The sequence below is a fragment of the Haloarchaeobius amylolyticus genome (genome assembly GCF_026616195.1).
GTDB lineage: Archaea > Halobacteriota > Halobacteria > Halobacteriales > Natrialbaceae > Haloarchaeobius > Haloarchaeobius amylolyticus.
Genome location: NZ_JANHDH010000001.1, coordinates 2,283,441 through 2,300,904 on the forward strand (window position 1 = coordinate 2,283,441; position 17,464 = coordinate 2,300,904).

At 69.1% G+C, this 17,464-nt stretch carries 17 protein-coding genes; 6 read left to right on the forward strand and 11 right to left on the reverse strand.

Annotated features, from left to right (window positions below):
- Positions 1-9: 9 nt before the first annotated feature.
- The 3 genes from NOV86_RS11845 to NOV86_RS11855 all read right to left on the reverse strand — a co-directional run bounded on the left by NOV86_RS11845 (position 10) and on the right by NOV86_RS11855 (position 2,363).
- Positions 10-1,320, reverse strand: coding sequence for a DUF7405 family protein (locus NOV86_RS11845; protein ID WP_267641601.1), 1,311 nt, complete (start codon positions 1,318-1,320; stop codon positions 10-12).
- Between the two features lie 189 nt (positions 1,321-1,509).
- Positions 1,510-2,022, reverse strand: a complete 513-nt coding sequence (locus NOV86_RS11850; RefSeq protein ID WP_267641602.1) for a winged helix-turn-helix transcriptional regulator — start codon at positions 2,020-2,022, stop codon at positions 1,510-1,512.
- Positions 2,019-2,363 (reverse strand): DUF7471 family protein, encoded by a 345-nt coding sequence (locus tag NOV86_RS11855; protein ID WP_267641603.1) that lies wholly within the window; start codon positions 2,361-2,363, stop codon positions 2,019-2,021. The genes NOV86_RS11850 and NOV86_RS11855 overlap by 4 nt, the downstream gene beginning before the upstream one ends.
- A 207-nt stretch (positions 2,364-2,570) precedes the next feature.
- Between NOV86_RS11855 and NOV86_RS11860 the strand changes: the two genes are divergently transcribed.
- Positions 2,571-3,209, forward strand: coding sequence for an SWIM zinc finger family protein (locus tag NOV86_RS11860; RefSeq protein ID WP_267641604.1), 639 nt, complete (start codon positions 2,571-2,573; stop codon positions 3,207-3,209).
- Positions 3,210-3,447: 238 nt separating this feature from the next.
- Here the strand turns inward: NOV86_RS11860 and hjc are convergent, their stop codons facing one another.
- Positions 3,448-3,882: a Holliday junction resolvase Hjc gene (gene hjc, locus NOV86_RS11865; RefSeq protein WP_267641605.1), complete on the reverse strand. Its 435-nt coding sequence runs from the start codon at positions 3,880-3,882 to the stop codon at positions 3,448-3,450.
- Between the two features lie 100 nt (positions 3,883-3,982).
- Between hjc and NOV86_RS11870 the strand changes: the two genes are divergently transcribed.
- A complete protein-coding gene (locus NOV86_RS11870) occupies positions 3,983-4,795 on the forward strand; it encodes a formate/nitrite transporter family protein (protein WP_267641606.1) in 813 nt (270 codons plus the stop codon).
- Between the two features lie 27 nt (positions 4,796-4,822).
- Here NOV86_RS11870 and NOV86_RS11875 read toward each other — a convergent pair whose 3' ends face one another.
- Positions 4,823-6,976 (reverse strand): coiled-coil domain-containing protein, encoded by a 2,154-nt coding sequence (locus tag NOV86_RS11875; protein ID WP_267641607.1) that lies wholly within the window; start codon positions 6,974-6,976, stop codon positions 4,823-4,825.
- A gap of 162 nt (positions 6,977-7,138) precedes the next feature.
- Positions 7,139-8,422 (reverse strand): adenosylhomocysteinase, encoded by a 1,284-nt coding sequence (locus tag NOV86_RS11880; protein WP_267641608.1) that lies wholly within the window; start codon positions 8,420-8,422, stop codon positions 7,139-7,141.
- A gap of 144 nt (positions 8,423-8,566) precedes the next feature.
- Here NOV86_RS11880 and NOV86_RS11885 point away from each other — a divergent pair, with 144 nt between their 5' ends.
- Complete coding sequence (locus NOV86_RS11885; RefSeq protein WP_267641609.1) at positions 8,567-10,957, forward strand: PAS domain S-box protein; 2,391 nt, start codon at positions 8,567-8,569, stop codon at positions 10,955-10,957.
- Positions 10,958-11,127: 170 nt separating this feature from the next.
- Here NOV86_RS11885 and NOV86_RS11890 read toward each other — a convergent pair whose 3' ends face one another.
- Positions 11,128-11,763, reverse strand: coding sequence for a hypothetical protein (locus NOV86_RS11890; protein WP_267641610.1), 636 nt, complete (start codon positions 11,761-11,763; stop codon positions 11,128-11,130).
- A 215-nt stretch (positions 11,764-11,978) separates the two neighbouring features.
- On the opposite strand from NOV86_RS11890, the gene NOV86_RS11895 reads away from it, so the two are divergent.
- Positions 11,979-12,980 carry a type IV pilin domain-containing protein gene (locus tag NOV86_RS11895; RefSeq protein ID WP_267641611.1) on the forward strand — a complete coding sequence of 334 codons (1,002 nt, stop codon included), beginning with the start codon at positions 11,979-11,981 and terminating at the stop codon, positions 12,978-12,980.
- Here NOV86_RS11895 and NOV86_RS11900 read toward each other — a convergent pair.
- On the reverse strand, positions 12,977-14,263 hold the full coding sequence (locus tag NOV86_RS11900; RefSeq protein WP_267641612.1) for an amidohydrolase: 1,287 nt from the start codon (positions 14,261-14,263) through the stop codon (positions 12,977-12,979). The genes NOV86_RS11895 and NOV86_RS11900 overlap by 4 nt on opposite strands.
- A 73-nt stretch (positions 14,264-14,336) precedes the next feature.
- Between NOV86_RS11900 and NOV86_RS11905 the strand changes: the two genes are divergently transcribed.
- Together NOV86_RS11905 and hisG are read left to right on the forward strand one after the other, a co-directional pair.
- Positions 14,337-15,035: a stage II sporulation protein M gene (locus NOV86_RS11905; RefSeq protein WP_267641613.1), complete on the forward strand. Its 699-nt coding sequence runs from the start codon at positions 14,337-14,339 to the stop codon at positions 15,033-15,035.
- Positions 15,036-15,094: 59 nt separating this feature from the next.
- Complete coding sequence (hisG, locus tag NOV86_RS11910; RefSeq protein ID WP_267641614.1) at positions 15,095-15,943, forward strand: ATP phosphoribosyltransferase; 849 nt, start codon at positions 15,095-15,097, stop codon at positions 15,941-15,943.
- Positions 15,944-15,969: 26 nt separating this feature from the next.
- On the opposite strand, the gene NOV86_RS11915 is transcribed toward hisG, so the two are convergent.
- From NOV86_RS11915 to NOV86_RS11925, 3 genes are all read right to left on the reverse strand, one after another.
- Positions 15,970-16,293, reverse strand: a complete 324-nt coding sequence (locus NOV86_RS11915) for a hypothetical protein (protein WP_267641615.1) — start codon at positions 16,291-16,293, stop codon at positions 15,970-15,972.
- 75 nt (positions 16,294-16,368) lie between these two features.
- Positions 16,369-16,740 (reverse strand): DUF7473 family protein, encoded by a 372-nt coding sequence (locus NOV86_RS11920; protein ID WP_267641616.1) that lies wholly within the window; start codon positions 16,738-16,740, stop codon positions 16,369-16,371.
- A gap of 34 nt (positions 16,741-16,774) precedes the next feature.
- Positions 16,775-17,335, reverse strand: a complete 561-nt coding sequence (locus NOV86_RS11925; protein WP_267641618.1) for a TATA-box-binding protein — start codon at positions 17,333-17,335, stop codon at positions 16,775-16,777.
- Positions 17,336-17,464: the final 129 nt, after the last annotated feature.

Sequence of the window (17,464 nt, forward strand, 5' to 3'; positions counted from 1 at the left end):
TCGCACGCGCTACTGCGGGTTCGGGCCCGGCAGCGCGCGGTGTGCCCGCGGCGGGAGCAGGAAGTTCCCGCGGCGCTTGACGAACGTGTACTCGAGGATGCCGTTGTTGACGCGCTGGCGGATGGTCGGGTGCTTGGTCTGCTCGGTCCCGTTCATCGCCTCGCGGGTCGTCTCGAAGTCCTCGATGCGACGCTGGACGGCGAGGAAGTGCAGGCCGGCCTCGCCCCTGTCGGTGGAGTCGAAGTCGCGCCGGAGGATGAGCGGGCTGCCGTCCTCGCGGGCCGCCGCCGTCTTCTGGGTGTGGCCGATCCTCCCATGGGTCCGGGCGTCCTCGTCGATGGACTCGACACAGTCCGCCTCCTCCACGCCGGAGGAGTCGCCGAGGTTGTCCCCTGCACCCTCGACCTTCCCCTCCTCGGCGTGGGCCGGGCAGAACATCTTCGCGACGTTCTCCTCCCGGTCGTTCTCGGTGTACCAGTCGTCCAGACGCAGGCGGATGCGCGAGACGTGCTGGGTCGTCCCGCCGGCGAAGGGGCCCTCCTGGATGGTGACGAAGTCCTCGCTGGCCTGGTTCTTCTTGAAACCGGACTTGAACCCCATGTACAGCGGCGCGTCCTCGTCGATGTCGGCCTCCTCCGGGATGCCGTCCACGTCCTGGTTCTTCGCGGGGAGTCCATCGCCCACGAAGCCGGTTCGGCGGCCGGGGAACTCGCTCGGCAGGTCGAACACGTCGCCGAGGTGGGCCTCCATCTCGACGCCGTTTGCCTTCTCACGGCTGCCCTTCAGGGCCTCTTCGGCCTCGAGCAGGACCGAGCCGTGGTCGCTCGCGAGGTGGACGACGGCGTCGTTGGTGTCGAACTCGGGTTCCTCGAAGGGGGAGAGGGCCTTCGGCTCGGCCAGCCCGGCGGTCTCGGGCAGGGACTCGTCGAACCGGTCGAAGTACGCCGGGGAGTAGCCGACCGTGAACAGCAGGCCCTCGTTCGACCACTCGAAGGCGCGTTCGAGGCTCCGGAAGGCGGTCTCGACGGTCTCGCGCTCGTCGCTGGTCGGCGTCCCGTCGCCCGCGTAGTCGAGGTAGAGGAGGAGGTGGTGGCGGGCCATGACGTCGTTGCCGTGGTCGTCCGTGGCGAGGAACCGGTTCCAGGTGTGCTGGCCGCTCGGGAGGCTCGTCGGGTCGTCGCGGCCGGTCGGGATGGAAGCGGCGTCGTCGCCGCCTCGCTCGCGGTCGAGGCAGGCAGCGAGGGCGGCCGTCCCGCCGATGGCGACGGCGGATTTGACGAACTCGCGGCGGGGAATTCCGCGGCTGTCGCGTGCTGTCATCGACGTTCGCTAGGGACTGGCCCGCAAAAAACGGCGTGGTGCGCGCGTCGAAAGGGCGAACAGGCGACACGTGGGCGTCGTGGCCGGTCTGGACGCCCGGGAGTCGCGTGGCGGCTGGTCGCACACCCGCTGCCCGCCACGCGGTTGCTCGTCAGGACACGACGGGGCTGGCCGCGTCCTCGTATAAAATCACTCGGCCAGCAGGTCGTCCACCAGGCGGGTGAACCGGTCCACGAGGCGTTCCGGCATCGTCGGCGTCACGTCGGCGAGGAGGTCGCCGGTCCGTTCGGGGTCGGCGAGCACCAGCGTCACGCGGTTGCGCGAGTCGCGTTCCTTCTCGACCAGCCCGGCATCACAGAGGTTGTCGAGGTGGTGCTCCAGCGTCGAGCGCGCCACGCCCACCTCCTCGGCGACCGCGGCGGGGCGGGAGGGTCCCTGCTCGATGAGGGTGGCGAGGACGTCGCGGGTGGTCTCCCGGCGGACCAGCGCGATGGCCGCGCGCTCGAACTCGTCGTAGCCGGGCGGGAAGTAGTGGGTTCGGCCGAACAGTTCGTCCCGGCGGACCGCCTCCTCGTCGACCAGCGAGCGGACGTGGTACTGGACGTGGCCGGCCGCGAACGGGAGCGACCGGACGAGTTCGTTGAAGTGGACGCCGGGCTGTGCTGCGATCTCGTGCTCGATGCGGGTGCGTGCGTCGGTCATGTGTCGTCGGTACCGCGGCCCTGCCGGATCTCGCGGGCGTACCACACCGCGCCGACCACGAGTGCGGTCATCACCACGTCGAGGCCGTGTTCGACGAGGTGGTGGTCGGCGTCGGTGAGCGGCCCCATCATCGCGAGCCAGGCGACCAGCGACCGCCCCGCGATGGTGGCGAGTGCCAGTGCGACCAGCAGGTACGGCCGCGAGCGCCGCCGGACGTAGGCCGCCAGCCCGAGCCCGAGCAACAGCGCGGACCCGAGGCCGGCGAGGGTGAGGACACCCAGCAGCAGCGGGCTGACCGTGGTGCTGGCGTGCAGTGGTGCGAGCCCCGGCAGGGGTTCCATCGCGAACTGCTAGTCGGGCCAGCCACCTGAACCGTTCGATTGTGTGGTCTGCGCACGACCACGGGGCTGGCGGGGGCAGAATGCCGTCTTCGGGGGCGCAGACGGCCCGAAATCACCGGTCCGGGTGAAAGACTTACACCCACAGAACCCGTACTTCGACTCGAGCCCGGAACGCCGGCGTAGCCCGCGCTCCGGCGGTGAAATCACATGACGCACACCAGAAGCACACCAGCGTCACAGAAGGCGAACCTGCCCGTGCCCAGCGGCGCCCACCTCGACGAGCGGTCGCGTCGCGCACGCGAAGAACCCATGTCGGTCACGTCGTTCGGCGGCGACGTCTACGAGGTCGAGACCGAGTCGGGCAACCGCTACCTCGCGAACGTCGTCGCCGGCACCTGCACCTGCCCGGACCACGTGTTCCGGGAGGCGCGCTGTAAGCACCTCCGGCGCGTGGCCATCGAGATCACCGAGGGACGGGTCCCGCCGCCGGGGCACGTCGCGGTCCCCTGCTCGGTCTGTTCCGAGTCGGTGTTCGTGCCAACCGGGTCGGACGAGCCACACCTCTGCCCGCGCCACCGGTTCCAGCGCGGTGACGTGGCCCGGGACCGCGAGACCGGCGGACTGGTCCTCGTCGTGGCCACGTCGGACCGGCGCGCCGACGAGGTCCGGGTCCCGAGCCACGACTGCACGGTCGCCGAGTACGCCACCAACCGGGACTACCCGGCGGACGACCCGGTCGTGAGCGCGGTGTACCCGGCGGTCCGGGTGACCGACGACGGGCCCGAGCCCGGGTCGCTCCGGGTGTACACCTTCCCCGTCTCTCGCCTCGAGCGGCCGGACGTCTGATTCGGCTGTACGACCGATTCGCCCGGTTAGCGGGTTCGAGAACCCGAAGGTGCTCGGTCGCAGCGCCGACGGGAAGCTCGGACTCCATCCGCTCTGCCGTTCCCCACCCTTCTTATCCGAGAGCGCGGCCACCGCCGGTGTGCCCTGACGAGCCACCGTCTGTGTGCCAGCGGGTGTGCGGTGCCCACACAGGCGAGCGACAGCCACCGCCTGTTCGCCAGAAAACGTGCTCCAGTCGCTACTCGTCGTCGTCGTACTCCGTCAGGCTGCGCTTTCGCGGGCCGCCGACGAACTCCTCGAAGTCGGTCCCCTCGGCCAGCGCCGTCTCTTTCTTCACCCGGTAGTTCCCCCCGTCCGTGACGTAGAGGTCGGCCGGGTGGAAGAAGTACCAGTCCTCGCGGTCGAAGCGCACGCCGACGCGGGCCTTCGCCCCGAAGTTCTGTGCGAAGAAGAGCAGCGCCTCGATCTCCTCGCCGTCGAGATAGATGGGTCGGCCCGAGGAGGACTTCGCCTCGATCGCGTAGAACACGTCGCCGTTCCCGGCCAGCACGTCGGGGAGCTCGCGCTCGGTCGCGCTCCCGCTCGCCGGCGCGCGCATGACGGCGAAGCCCGCCTCGTCGAGCCGATTGACGAGCTCGCGCTCCCGTCGGTCTCCCTTGCGGTTCGAACTCATGTTCCCCTCTCGGAGACGGTGGTTCTTAAGTCGGGCGACCGTGGTCGGTCCGGATAGGCCGGCCGTTTTTCCACGCCGCTGCCCTCGGACCTCCAACGGGATGTCAGGAGAGCCTGCCGGCGGTCAGCCGCACGACTCCGACGAGCAGAAGCCGTCGACGACCATCCTCGCCGAGCAGATCGAGGAGGGGATGAACCAGCTGACGCGGTCGGTCGACGGGCTCTTCCTCTCGGGGCTGTCGGCCGGGCTGGACATCGGCTTCGGCCCGTTGCTCATGGTGGTCCTGCTCACGCTCGTCGGCGACACCTGGGGCGAGCCGGCGACGAGAATCCTGCTGGCCAACGCCTACACCGTCGGGTTCGTCTTCGTCATCCTCGGCCGCTCGGAGCTGTTCACCGAGCACACGACGCTCGCCGTCCTCCCGGTCCTCGACCGGCGCGCCGCGCTCTCGGACCTCGGCCGGGTCTGGGGCGTCGTCTTCACCGCGAACGTGGTCGGCGGGGCGCTGTTCGCGGGGCTGGCCGTCGCGGCCGCACCCGCCTTCGGCATCGCCGAACTCTCCGCGTTCACCGAGATAGCGAAGCCGCTGGTCGACCACGGGTTCCTCGAACTGCTCGTCGGCGCCATCCTCGCCGGCTGGCTGATGGGGCTGCTCTCGTGGCTCGTGACCGCAGCCCAGGAGACGACCGGGCGGATGCTCGTCGTCTGGATCGTGACGGTCACCATCGGGCTGGCGCACCTGCCCCACTGCATCGCAGGCAACGTCGAGGTGCTCGCGGCCGTCTTCGCCGGCGGCATCGACCTGGCGCAGTACGCCCGGTTCATGACCGCCGCGACCATCGGGAACGTCCTCGGCGGCACGACGTTCGTCGCGCTGTTGAAGTACGGCCACGTCGTCCGCGGCGGCCAGTAGGGCCGAGAAGAGGGTGACAGCGGGTGGTCAATCGTCGCTCGCTTCGACGGTCGCGGAGTCCTCGTCCGGCGAGTCGTCGTCGACGTCCGGGGCCGGTTCCTCCTCGTCCGCGCTCGCTTCCTCTTCGTCGGGAGCTTCGACCGGGTCGTCGTCTGCGGACGACTCGCTCTCGGCCCCTGCATCGGGAGCAACGGCGTCGTCGCCGTCGCCGATGCCGCTGGCCAGTCCGCCGGGCTGGAGGTACCACCAGCCGCCGAGGACGACCGCGCCGAGGACGAACGCGCTGAGCGCCAGCGACGCCGCCCCCGTCGCCGCGAGGACGAACGAGAGCAGGACGCCACCGGAGCCGAGCGCCAGCAACAGCAGCGCCCGCAGGCTGTTGTCCACGCGCTGGACGATGACGTCGTCCACGGTCCGCTCGGTGACGTACTCGTCCTCGAGCAGGTCGTGGAGCGCCTGTACGTCGTCGTCGGTCGACTCGCGGAGGTCGACCACGTCCGCTTCGAGGTCGGACTGGACCGCCTCGAGGTCCGCCTCCACGTCGTCCCGGAGGTCACCCGTCGCCGCTTCGCGCTCGCGCCGGACCGCCTCGAGGTCGTTCTCGAACTCACTGCGCGCGTCCGCGAGGTCCGCGGAGAGGTCCTCTCTCGCGTCCGCGATGGACGTTTCGAGGTCCTCCCGGAGTTCGGCTGTCGCGTCCTCGCGCTCCTCGCGGAGCGTCTCGAGGTCGTCGTCGAGGGCGTCGACGCGGTCCTCCAGCGCTGCCAGCGCCTCGGCCCGGGCCGCGATGTCGTCGAGGCGTGCGAGGTCGCGCTCGGCCTCGGCGAGCCCGCGGACCGTAGCGGAACGGTGGTCGAGTGCGTCGACCTCGTCGGCGAGGTCCTCGAGTGCGTCCGCCCTGGCGGCCGCCTCGTCCAGGTCGTCCAGCCGGGCGACCACGTCGTCGACGCGCTCGTCGGTCGCGGCGTCTTCGACCAGCGTGTCGAGTCGCTCGGCCACGTCGTCGAGGCGGTCGGCCTCGGCCTTCGCGTCCTCCAGTGCCTCGACGGCCTCCGTGACCACCGCGAGGTCGGACTCGTCGGCCTTCTGCTCTGCGAGGGCGGAGAGGTCCGCCCGGGTCTGTTGCAGGTCCGCCGCGTCGGCCTTGAGGCCGTAGACCTCGGTGATGCTGGATTCGAGGTCCTCGATGTCGCGTTCGAGCCGCTCGCGGCGCTGGTTCGCCCGGTCGCGGAGCCGGTCGAGGAACGCCGCCGTCGACTCGGAGAGCTCGAGGTTGAGCTCCTGTGCGATGGCGTCCCGGTCGTCCTCGTCGACGCTGTCGGTGCGGAACTCGCGGGCGAGGTCGGCCGCGACGCTGGCGCCGGCCTGGGTCCGGCCGACGTTCGCGTCGCTATCGCTGTCGCTATCGGCGCCGGGGGCGGCGCTGTCTGCGTCCGGTCCCTCGTCGAGCGAGAGGTCGCCGAGTGCCGGTTCGTCGTCGTCGATACCGAGGTCGTCCGCGCCGGAGAGGTCGAGGCCCGAGCCGAACGCGGCCGGCTCCTCCGGCTCCTCGGCCTGGTCATCCTCCGCCGGCGTGGCGGCCTCGGTGGCATCGGCCGGTGGCATCGGCTCGGCACCGGGGTCGCTATCGGGGTCGTCCAGGTCGAGCACCTCTGCGGCCGCCTCTTCGATGCTCTCGGCGTCCCCCTCGTCCATGGCGATGTCGCCCTCGTCGTCCACGTCGAGCGTCGGGACCGCCTCGGCGGTCTCCTCGACCGGCCCGGGGCCGTCCTCGTCCTCGGTGGTGACCGACAGCGTCGGCCGCTCGAGGAACGCCTCGCGGTCGTCGAGCGACGACCGTCGAACCCCGTACACCGTGGTCACCGATTCGCCGGGGTCGAGCCGTCGTCGGTACGCGATCTCGTTCTCGTCGACGCGTCGCCAGTTCTCCGCCTCGAAGTCCTCGTGAAAGCCCACGTCCTCGCCCGAGAGGTCCTCTGGGGTCGTGTCACGGAGTTCGAGCGTGACTGGCTCGTCACGCATCGACGCGATGTCGTAGTTCACGACGGGTACGGCGGCGCCGCGTTCGGTAACCCACTTCCGAACACGGACGCCGCGGTCGGCGACGTTCACCGCGTCACCATCCGTCGGGGGCCAGTCCACCGCCTCCTCGTCAGTCGTTAGGTCGCTATCCTCCGTCACGCTGTCTGATGCTCATTCCCAATATCCTTCATGGTATCGGAAATTGTTGTAAAATTAAGGTTATCGGTGATTGAGGTGTGTCCCGGGTAGCATGAAAACGAGAGAATCGCAAGAAAGCGTCGTTCCTGTCGGCTGGCGAGGACGGGTGGGCTGGTGGGTGCGCTACGTCCCGTGCTCCCAGGAGCCCATGTACTCGCGCTGTTCGTCGGTCAGCGCGTCGAACTCGACGCCCTCGGCCGCGAGCTTGATCTCGGCGACCTCCTTGTCGAGTTCGTCGGGCACGTCGTGGACGCCCGCCTCGTACTCCTCGCCGTTCTCGACGAGTTCACGCACACAGACGGCCTGCACGCCGAAGGACTGGTCCATGACCTCGACCGGGTGGCCGAGCGCGAGGGGTGCCGCGAGGTTGACGAGGCGCCCCTCCGCGAGGACGTTCAGGCGGCGCCCGTCAGCCATCTCGTAGGCCTCGACGCCGTCGCGGGCCTCGTAGCGGTCGACGGCCATGTCGTCGAGCTGGTCGAGGTTGATCTCGATGTCGAAGTGGCCGGCGTTCGCCAGCAGGACGCCGTCCTGCATGCGCTCGAAGTGCTCGGCGGTGATGACGTCGCGGTTGCCCGTGGTGGTGATGAAGACGTCGCCGACCTCGGCGGCCTCCTCCATGGGCTTGACCTCGTAGCCCTCCATGTGGGCTTCGAGGGCGCGGCGCGGCTCGACCTCGGTGACGATGACGTTCGCGTTCTGGCCCGCCGCCTTCTTCGCGACGCCCTTGCCACAGTAGCCGTAGCCGGCGACGACGACGTCCTTGCCGGCCCACGAGAGGTTCGTGGTCATGGCGATGGTCGCCAGCGAGGACTCGCCGGTGCCGTGGACGTTGTCGAACAGCGTCTTCATCGGGGTGTCGTTGACCGCGAAGACGGGGTACTTCAGGGCGCCGTCGTCGTCCATGGCGCGGAGGCGGTGGACACCGGTCGTGGTCTCCTCACAGCCGCCGACGATGGTGTCGATGAGTTCGGGGTAGTCCTCGTGGATGGCGGCGACCATGTCCATCCCGTCGTCGACCGTGATGGTCGGGTCGATGTCGATGACGGCCTTGATGGCCTCGTAGTACTCGTCGTCGTCGACGCCGCGCTTGGCGTAGGACGTGATGTTCTCGTGTGTGTCCAGCGCCGCGCTCACGTCGTCGTGTGTCGAGAGCGGGTTGCAGCCGGTGATGGCGACCTCGGCGCCGCCGTCGGCGAGGAGTTCGACGAGGTTCGCCGTCTTCGCCTCGACGTGCATCGCCATGCCGATGCGCTGGCCGGCGAAGGGCTGTTCGGCCTCGTACTCCTCGCGGAGCGCGTTCAGGATGGGCATGTGCTGGCGGGCCCAGTCCATCTTGCGTCGGCCCTCCTCCTGGGTCGGTTCGGGGTCGTCGAGTTGCTCCGTGATGGTCGGATACGTGCTCATGGCTGCGACCATGTGAAGCGGGAGGAAAACGGTACCGAAGTCGGCACACCGGTCTGGTCGGCGGGTTCGCCGCCGGATTCGCGGGGAGCTGCCCGAGGTGTGTAGGCGCCGCTCTTTTTAGGCTCCCACGGCCACCTCCCAGCAATGCAGTTCTCGGACGAGCAGCGACGACTGGTGGGCGTCGCCAGCATCGTCAGCATCTGTGTCGTCGTTCTGGCCGCCCAGTTGCAGTCCGTCGTGGTCACCGTCACGGCTGGTGGGAACCCCTTCACGGCCGCCCTCGAGGTCGGCCCGACCGGGCTGTTGACGATCGGTGTCATCGCCGCCGCATTCTGGTTCTGGGTCGACGACTGGCCGGCGGACCGCGTCGTCCACATCGCCCGGTGGACCGTGGTCGCCGTCGTCATCGCGGTCGCCCTCGAATCGTGGGTCATCGGCGTCCACGTGTTCTTACAGGACCAGACCGCCTCCTACGTCACCGTCACCAACACGGTCCTGCTCGGGCTCGTCGCCGGGGGTGCCGCCGGGCTCTACAGCGCCCGCCAGCGCGAAGGCCAGCGAGAGCTGACGATGAGCGAGCAACGCTACCGGTCGCTGACCGAGGACGTCCTCGACAGCTCCGACGTGGGGCTGTTCATCCTCGACGCGGAGTTCGACGTGGTCTGGATCAACGAGGCGACCGAGCAGTACTTCGACCTCGACCGGGACGAGGTCATCGGGTGCGACGCCCGGACGCTGGTCGAGGAGCGACTCAAACACCGCTTCGCCCAGCCCGACCGGTTCGCCGGTCAGGTGACCGCGGGGTACGACGACAACACGGGCGAGGCGGAGTTCGAGTGCCGCGTCGCCGACGGGGACGAGGACCGGTGGCTGGCACACTTCAGCCAGCCCATCGAGTCCGGGCTCTACCGGGGCGGCCGCATCGAGCACTACACCGACATCACCGAGCGAAAGCGCACGAACGACCGGCTCGAGGCCCGCGAGCGGACCCTCCGCCGGCTCCACGACGTGCTGCTCGACCGGTCGACGCCCCTCGACGACCGCATCGACGACCTCCTCGACATCGGACGGGAGATGCTCGACGTGGAGCACGCGGTGTTCACGCAGGTCGCGGGCGACGAGATGCTCGTCGAGGCGGTCCAGTCGGAGCTCGGGAGCGACGTCCAGGCGGGCTACGCCGTCGCTCTCGACGGGACGTACGCAGAGCGCATCGTCGAACAGGACGAACTCCAGTACGCGTCGAACGTCTCCGAGGAGTGGCCGGGGTTCACCGACTCGTGGTCCTACGAGGAGCTCGGCCTGGAGTACTACGTGGGCGTTCCCGTGCGGGTCGACGACGACCTCCACGGCGTCCTCGCGTTCGGTGACCCCAGCCCGCGCGAGGAGACCGCCGGGTGGCAACTGGCCCTGCTCGACATCATGGCGAACTCGCTGGCGCACGAACTCGAACACCGGCTCCACGACCGCCGCCGCGAGCAGCAACTCCAGGAGACCCGCGAGGAGTTCGAGTCGCTGGTCGAGGACGTCGAGGACTACGCCATCTTCCGGCTCAGCCCCGAGGGCCACGTCGAGAGCTGGAACCGCGGCGCCGAGGACATCAAGGGGTACACCGAGGAGGAGATCCTCGGCGAGCACGTGCGGTCGTTCCACACGACGGAGGACCGCGCGGCGGGCCGCCCCGAGACGCTGCTCAACCGGGCCGCCGAGGAGGGTCGGGCCGTCGACGAGGGCTGGCGGGTGCGCAAGGACGGCTCCCGGTTCTGGGCGAACGTGGTCGTCACGGCCCTCCGTGACGACGAGGACGACGACGTCCGCGGGTTCCTGAAGGTCACCCGCGACATGACCGAGCGCCGCGAGCGCGAACAGAAGGTCGAACACGAGCGCGAGCGCCTCGAGTTCATGAACCGCATCATCCGGCACAACCTGCTCAACGGGATGAACGTGGTCGAGGCCCGCGCGGGCATGCTCGAGGGGCACGTCGACGACCAGATGGCCGGCCACCTCGACACCATCCAGACCCGCATCCGGGACATGATCGACCTCATCGAGACGATGCGGGCGTTCATGCGGGCCATCGTCGAGGGGAAGGAACACGACCCCGAGCCGACCGACCTGGCGCCCATCCTCGAATCCGAGGTCGCCAAGGCGGTCGACGCCTACGACCACGCCCGGGTCGAGGCCGAGGACTTCCCCGACGTCGCGGTGCTGGCGGACGACCTGCTGCCGGAGGTGTTCGAGAACCTGCTGACGAACGCGGTCCAGCACAACGACAGGGAGACCCCGGTCGTCGAGGTGCGGACCGAGGTGACCGACGAGAGGGTCTCCGTGGTGGTCAGCGACAACGGCCCCGGCATCGACGAGGAACTCCGGGACGCCGTCTTCGAGAAGGGACGCAAGGGCTTCGACAGCCCGGGGACCGGCTTCGGGCTCTACCTCGTCCGCGAGATCGTCGACTCCTACGGCGGGCGGGTCGACGCCGAGAACGGCCCCGACGGCGGCGCGGTGTTCACCGTCCACCTGCCGCGGGTGGACTGACGGCTCGGGTAGGGTCACACGAGGCCGGCCCGGCGCTGCCGCTCCGGGGCCGTGGTGTCACACAGGAAGATGATGGTGGAAGTGGGGAAGGGGGGTTCCCCGGTGGTGGAAGTGGTTTCCCAGTGGTGGGAGTGGGGAAGGGGGCGTGTGGTTGGTGTGGGAGACGGGTTCTACCAGTCGAAGGGCAGGAACCCGAGGTCGGCGACGAGGCGCTTGTCCGGGCCGTTCCCGTTACCGTTGTTGCCCTTCTCCTCGTCGTCGTCACCGTCGTCGTTGCCGGGCGCGTCACTCGGCGGGCCGCCGGAGCTGTTGTTGCCGCCGGCCTTGCCGGGCTTGTCCTCGGGCGGCCCCTGCGTGCTGTTGTCGGACTTGCCGGGGGCGTCGGTCGGCGGACCCGCGTGGTCCGGCGCGTTACCCGGGTTGTGCGTCAGGACCCAGTTGGCGATGAGGCGGCCGGGCGCCTCGACGGAGGAGTTGTTGGTGACCTCCTGGACGTAGTCCGTGAGCTGACGCGAGAACTCGTTCATCGCGTCCTCGGAGCTCTGGTTGGTGGTGTTGGTGGTGTTCGTCGTGTTGTCACCGTCGGTCGTGTTCGTGACGTTGTCGCCGTCGGTGGTGTTGTTCGTGGCGTCCGTCGTGTTGTCGTCGGTCGTGTTGTTGTCAGCGACCAGGTCGCTGAGCGAGGCCGACGGACTGCTCGTCTGCACGGTCGTCTGTGGCGAGGCTGCCGCGGCTGCCGGGGCGACCGCCGCTGCGACCAGCAGCAGCGCGCCGAACACCGCGAGTGTCGTCTTTGAGCGCATCATCACGACTCACCATCTGCACAGACATTGCATAAACCCGTACTGACGTTCAGCCTCGTTCACTCGGTTCACCGGCCTCGAACGACCCGGCTGGAATCGTTCATTCAGTTCAAAAACGATGCTCGCGGTTCGTTTCGGAATGGGAACCCAGGATACCAACCGTGCCGAGGATGTCATTCGTCCTAGTATTTATCCATCCTCGCCCCCTGTCTCGACCCATGTTCGGGGAACGGGGGGCCACCTCACCGGTCGGGTTGCTCCTGATGGCGGCGCTCGCGGTGGTGATGGTCGGCGCGGCCGGGGTCGTCGTGTTCGACGCGGTCCCGGGGGTGCTGGCGGACCCGCCGGAGGCGTCGGTCGACGCGACCGTGGCGGCCAACGGCGCGAACGCCCAGACGCTGGTCGTCACCCACCGTGGCGGCGACGCGCTCCCCGTCGAGGAGTTCGTGGTCTTCGTCGACGACGGCGGGACCGTCTCGGAGACGCCCCTCTCGGCGTTCCTGCGTCGGTCGGCAGACAACGACGGGAAACTGCGTGCTGGCGAGGCTTTCGGCACGACGAACCTGCTGTCCAGTTCGCAGGTGACGGTCCGGGTGGTCCACGAGCCGTCGAACACGGTCGTCGCGGAGGCGCGGCCGCCGGTTCCCGATTCCTCGCCGCAGGTCACCGACTTCGACCAGCAGGCACCGACGCAGACCTACGCCGGGAGCCAGAACGGCGACGGCGAGACGACGGCCACCGACGGCGGCGCGACCGTCACGATGCGGGGCAACCAGTGGCGGTACATCGACCACTCCTACAACGTCACGTCGGACACGGTCCTCGCGTTCGAGTTCGACAGCACCGCGGAGGGCGACATCCACGGTATCGGGCTGGCGGACGACAAGGACAATCAGGACGCGAGCCGGGTGGTACAGGTGTTCGGCGTCCAGAACTGGGGCGAGAACGTCAGCCAGTTCTCTGGTGCGGCGTACTACGAACTCGGTGACGGCTGGGTCCGGTACGAGGTGCCCATCGGGCAACTGTACACCGGCAACACCGACTACCTCGTGTTCGTCACGGACTGTGACCCGAACGGCCCGTCCCACCCGGCGAACAAGTGCCCCGCCCAGAATGCCGACGGTGAACCGACCGCCGTCTCCCGGTTCCGCAACGTCCGGGTGTACGAGAACACGAGCTCGCCGGCGATTCGCCCGGTCGCGGCCGGAATCGCGGCCTAATCGGCGCGCTCGGCCAGCGCCGCCGCGTGTTCTCTCGCGTCTGTCTTCACGCGTTCCTCGTCCAGCGTCAGGACCTCGCGGTCCCGCATGAGGACCTGCCCGTCGCACATCGTGTGCCGGACGTCGGAGCCCGCGGCGGCGTAGACGAGGTGGCTCACGAGGTCGTGGGCGGGCGTGAGGTGGGGTGCGTCGAGGTCGAGGACGACGAGGTCGGCGGCTGCGCCGGGCTCGATGCGTCCGCCGGGGAGGCCCGCGGCCGCGGCACTGCCCTCGGTGGCCATCCGGACGACGGCCTCGGCGGGGACCGCGCTGGCGTCGTCGGCCGCGAGCTTGCCGAGCATGGCCGCGTCGCGCATCTCGTCGAACATCGAGAGGTCGTTGTTCGAGGCCGCGCCGTCGGTGCCGAGGCCGACGGTGACGCCGGCATCGAGCAGCTCCTGGACCGGGGCCATCCCGGAGGCGAGCTTCATGTTCGAGGCCGGGCAGTGGACGACCGCGGCACCGGTCTCGGCCAGCAGGTCGTGCTCGGTCGCGTCGGTGTGGACGCCGTGGGCGAGGAAGTCCCCGGGTTCGAGCAGGCCGTGTTCGCGGGCGTATTCGAGGGGGCGCATCCCGTGTTCCGCCACGATGGGCGAGACCTCGTCGGCGGTCTCGTTCGCGTGGATGTGGACCGGGACGCCGGCCTCGCGGGCCTGTGGCACGTACTCCTCGAGGAACTCGGTGGCGACGGTCGTCAGCGAGTGCGGCATGAAGGCGGTCCGGACGCGGCCGTCGGCGGCGCCGTCGAACTCCTTCGCGACCCGGATGCTCTCGGCCGCGTCGTCGTGGGCGGTGTCGGCCTCCTTGGCGACGGTGACGACGCCGTGGCCGACGCGGGCACGCAGGCCGGCTTCCTCGACCGCGTCGACGATCTCGGGGACGTGGAAGTACATGTCCGCGAACGCCGTCGTGCCGGTCTTGATCATCTCCAGCATGCCGAGTTCCGCGCCGATGCGGACGTCCTCGGGGGTGAGCGCCGCCTCGGCCGGCCAGATGTCCTCCTGGAGCCAGGCGTCGAGCTCCTTGTCGTCGGCGTAGCCCCGCAGCAGGGTCATCGCGACGTGGGTGTGGGCGTTCACGAGGCCCGGGACGACGAGGCCGCCCGCGGCGTCGAGTTCGTCGTCGCCGGCGAGGTCGTCGCCGAGTTCCAGAATCTCGCCGGCCGCTGTGTCGACCAGCACGTCCGTCGCTCGAATCGTCAGGTCGGGCAGGAGTACCTGTCCGCCGCTGATGACGCGTTCCATGTCCCGCGCTTTCGCCCCCGCGGCCATGACTCCATCGGGACGGTTTTTCTGGCAGGCGGTCGAAGGGTCGGGTATGTCCGCCAGCGACCCTGCCGACGCCGCCGACGCTGCCGACGCCACGGCCCCCACCAGCGAGGCCGACGCGGCGTCCTCGCCCGCCCGGGACGGCCCTCCAGACTGGACGACCGACGCCCTCCGGCTCGCGTGGCGGGAGCACCGGCCCTACGTCGGGTTCTCCGTCGCGCTGTTCTGTCTCGGCATCCTCGCCGGAATCGCCATCTACCAGGCCGACATCGACCTGTTCGCGGCGATGGGGCTGGAGTCCTTCGGCGACCTCCTCCCCGAGGACCCGACCGCGACGTTCGTCTTCCTGAACAACACGCGGGTGTTCTTCATCTTCATCTTCGGGGCGCTCACCGGCGGCCTGCTCACGCTCGTCGGGCTGCTGTTCAACGGCGTCATCGTCGGCTACGTCGCCTCCCTGGCGGCCGCACAGGCCGGCATCGGCTTCGTCCTGCTCGCGCTCGCGCCCCACGGAATCCTCGAACTGCCGGCGCTGTTCGTCGCCAGCGCGGTCGGCTTCCGGGTCATCGGCGTCGTCGTGAACTACGTGCTGGACCGCCGCGACGAGCTGTGGACCCGTGCCGAGGTGAAGCGGACGCTGTTGCTCGTGCTCGTCGCGTGGGTCGCGCTGGGAGTCGCCGCCGTCGTCGAGATGCACGTGACGACGTGGCTGCTGGAGCAGGTGTTCGGCGGCGCCGGCGCGGCGTGAACCGGCAAGTCGCGGGCAGAGGGAAAGGCAATTCCCCCCTGCCCGCGAAACCCCGGCAAATGCGAATCGCGGTGCCTAACAAGGGCCGACTGCACGACCCGACCATCGACCTGCTGGAACGTGCGGGCCTGCACGTCGTCGACGGGGCCGACCGGAAACTGTACGCCGACACCGTCGACCCGGACGTGTCGCTCCTGTTCGCCCGCGCCGCGGACATCCCCGAGTACGTCGCCGACGGGGCGGCGGACCTCGGCATCACGGGCTTCGACCAGGTCTCTGAGGCCGGCGTCGAGGTCGAGGACCTGCTCGACCTCGGCTTCGGGCAGTGCCGGCTCGTACTGGCCGCGCCGGAGGAGGACGACACCATCGAGACTCCCTACGACCTCGAGGGGCGGACCGTCGCGACCGAGTTCCCCCGCATCACGGAGAACTACTTCGAGGAGCGCAACATCCCGGTCGACATCGCCGAGGTGACCGGCGCGACCGAACTCACGCCCCACGTCGACATGGCCGACGCCATCGTCGACATCACCAGCACGGGCACGACCCTGCGGATGAACCGGCTGGGCATCATCGACGAGGTCCTCAAGTCGTCGGTCCGACTGTTCGCCCGCCCCGACGTCGTGGGCGAGGAGAAGGTCGACCAGATCCGGATGGCACTGAACTCCGTGCTGACGGCCGACGGGAAGCGCTACCTGATGATGAACGCCCCCGAGGACAGGCTCGACCGCATCCGCGAGGTCATCCCCGGGATGGGCGGTCCGACCGTCATGGACATCGCGGGCACCGACAAGGTGGCGGTCCACGCTGTCGTCGACGAGCGCGACATCTTCGAGACCATCAACAGGGTCAAACAGGAGGGTGCGAGCGACGTGCTCGTCACCGAGATAGAGCGCCTCGTCGAGTAACGCCGCCGTCTTCGTTCTCGACTCTGCTACCGGCCGACCTGCGAGAACAGCACCTGCGCCACGCCGATGGCGCCGACGACGACCGACTGCGTGACGAGGTTCTCGCTCGACGTGTCCTGCTGGAGGAAGAGCACGATGGCGGCGACGATTGGCGCGAACCAGACCGCCGCCAGCATCGGGTTCTCGAGCAACCGCGAGGCGACGACGATGGCGACGCCGAGGACGACCAGCGCGGCGAGCAGGCCGTCGCTGGGGTAGGTCCCCGTCGCGCCGACGGCGAAGATGACGACCGCGGCCAGCATGAACGAGAGGCCGCCGCGGGCGATACCGGTGCGCTGGGACTGTTCCATACCCGGACTGCGGGGGTGAGGGACAAAAACCCCGGTATGTCGGGGTGGGGAGGTCGGGTCGCGCCTCGGTGACGCCTACGTCGGCGCGGTCGACAGCAGCGCCACCAGATTGTACAGCGTGAACCCGAGGATGACCGCGACGGTGTAGTGGATGACGGCGACGAAGGCGGTCTCGCGGCGGTCGAGGCCGTACACCCAGTGGATGGCGAAGGCGTCGAGCAGGAGCAGGACCGGGATGACGACCGCGGGGCCGCGGCGCTGGAGCAGGAGCGAGACGGCCGCGAGCAGCGGCCCGACGACGAACGCGGGTTTGACCGGGACGCTGCCGAGGACGTTCCGCGCGGCGATGTGCAGCGTCACCGCGTAGAAGAGGGCCGCCAGCAGGAACGTGCCGAGGAAGGCCACTGGCGAGCCGGTGGCTGGGTCGAGCTGCGCGAGAGCGAGCATACCGGCCATTGGGAGGCCGGTGGCTTGTGCCCTGCTATTCCAGCAGGCCGAGGTCTTCCAGACGCGAGACGATCTTGTCGACCGCGTGCTCGGCGTCGACGGGCTTCTTGCCGCCGGTGATGACGAGCTTGCCGGAGCCGAACAGGAGGGCGACGACCTTCGGCTCGTCGAGGCGGTAGACGAGGCCGGGGAACTGCTCGGGCTCGTACTCGATGTTCTCGAGGCCGAGGCCGATGGCGATGGCGTTCAGGTTGAGGTTACGACCGAGGTCCGCACTGGTGACGATGTTCTGGACGACGATCTCGGGGTCCTCGTTCACCTGGATGTTGAGCTCGCGGAGCTTGTCGAAGACGATGCGGAGGCTCTCGTGCACGTCGTCTGTGCTCTTGGCGCCGGTACAGACGATCTTCCCGGAACGGAAGATCAGCGCCGCAGACTTCGGGTCCTGCGTCCGGTAGACGAGGCCGGGGAACTGCTCCGGGTCGTAGTCCGCACCTTCGAGGTCCATGGCGACGCTCTGGAGGTCGAGTTCCTGGCCGATGCCAGTCGACGCGACCACGTTTTCGATATTGATGGTCTCCTTGGGGTCGGTCATATATCGTCTTAAAAGTCGTATTTAAGGTTTATAAAGGTTGGTGCCGTGTGCGCGTATCACCCGAAACCGACGGACGTGACGGGGTTCGCCGGGGACAGAACCCTCGAATGTTGCCGGTATAAGGCTGAC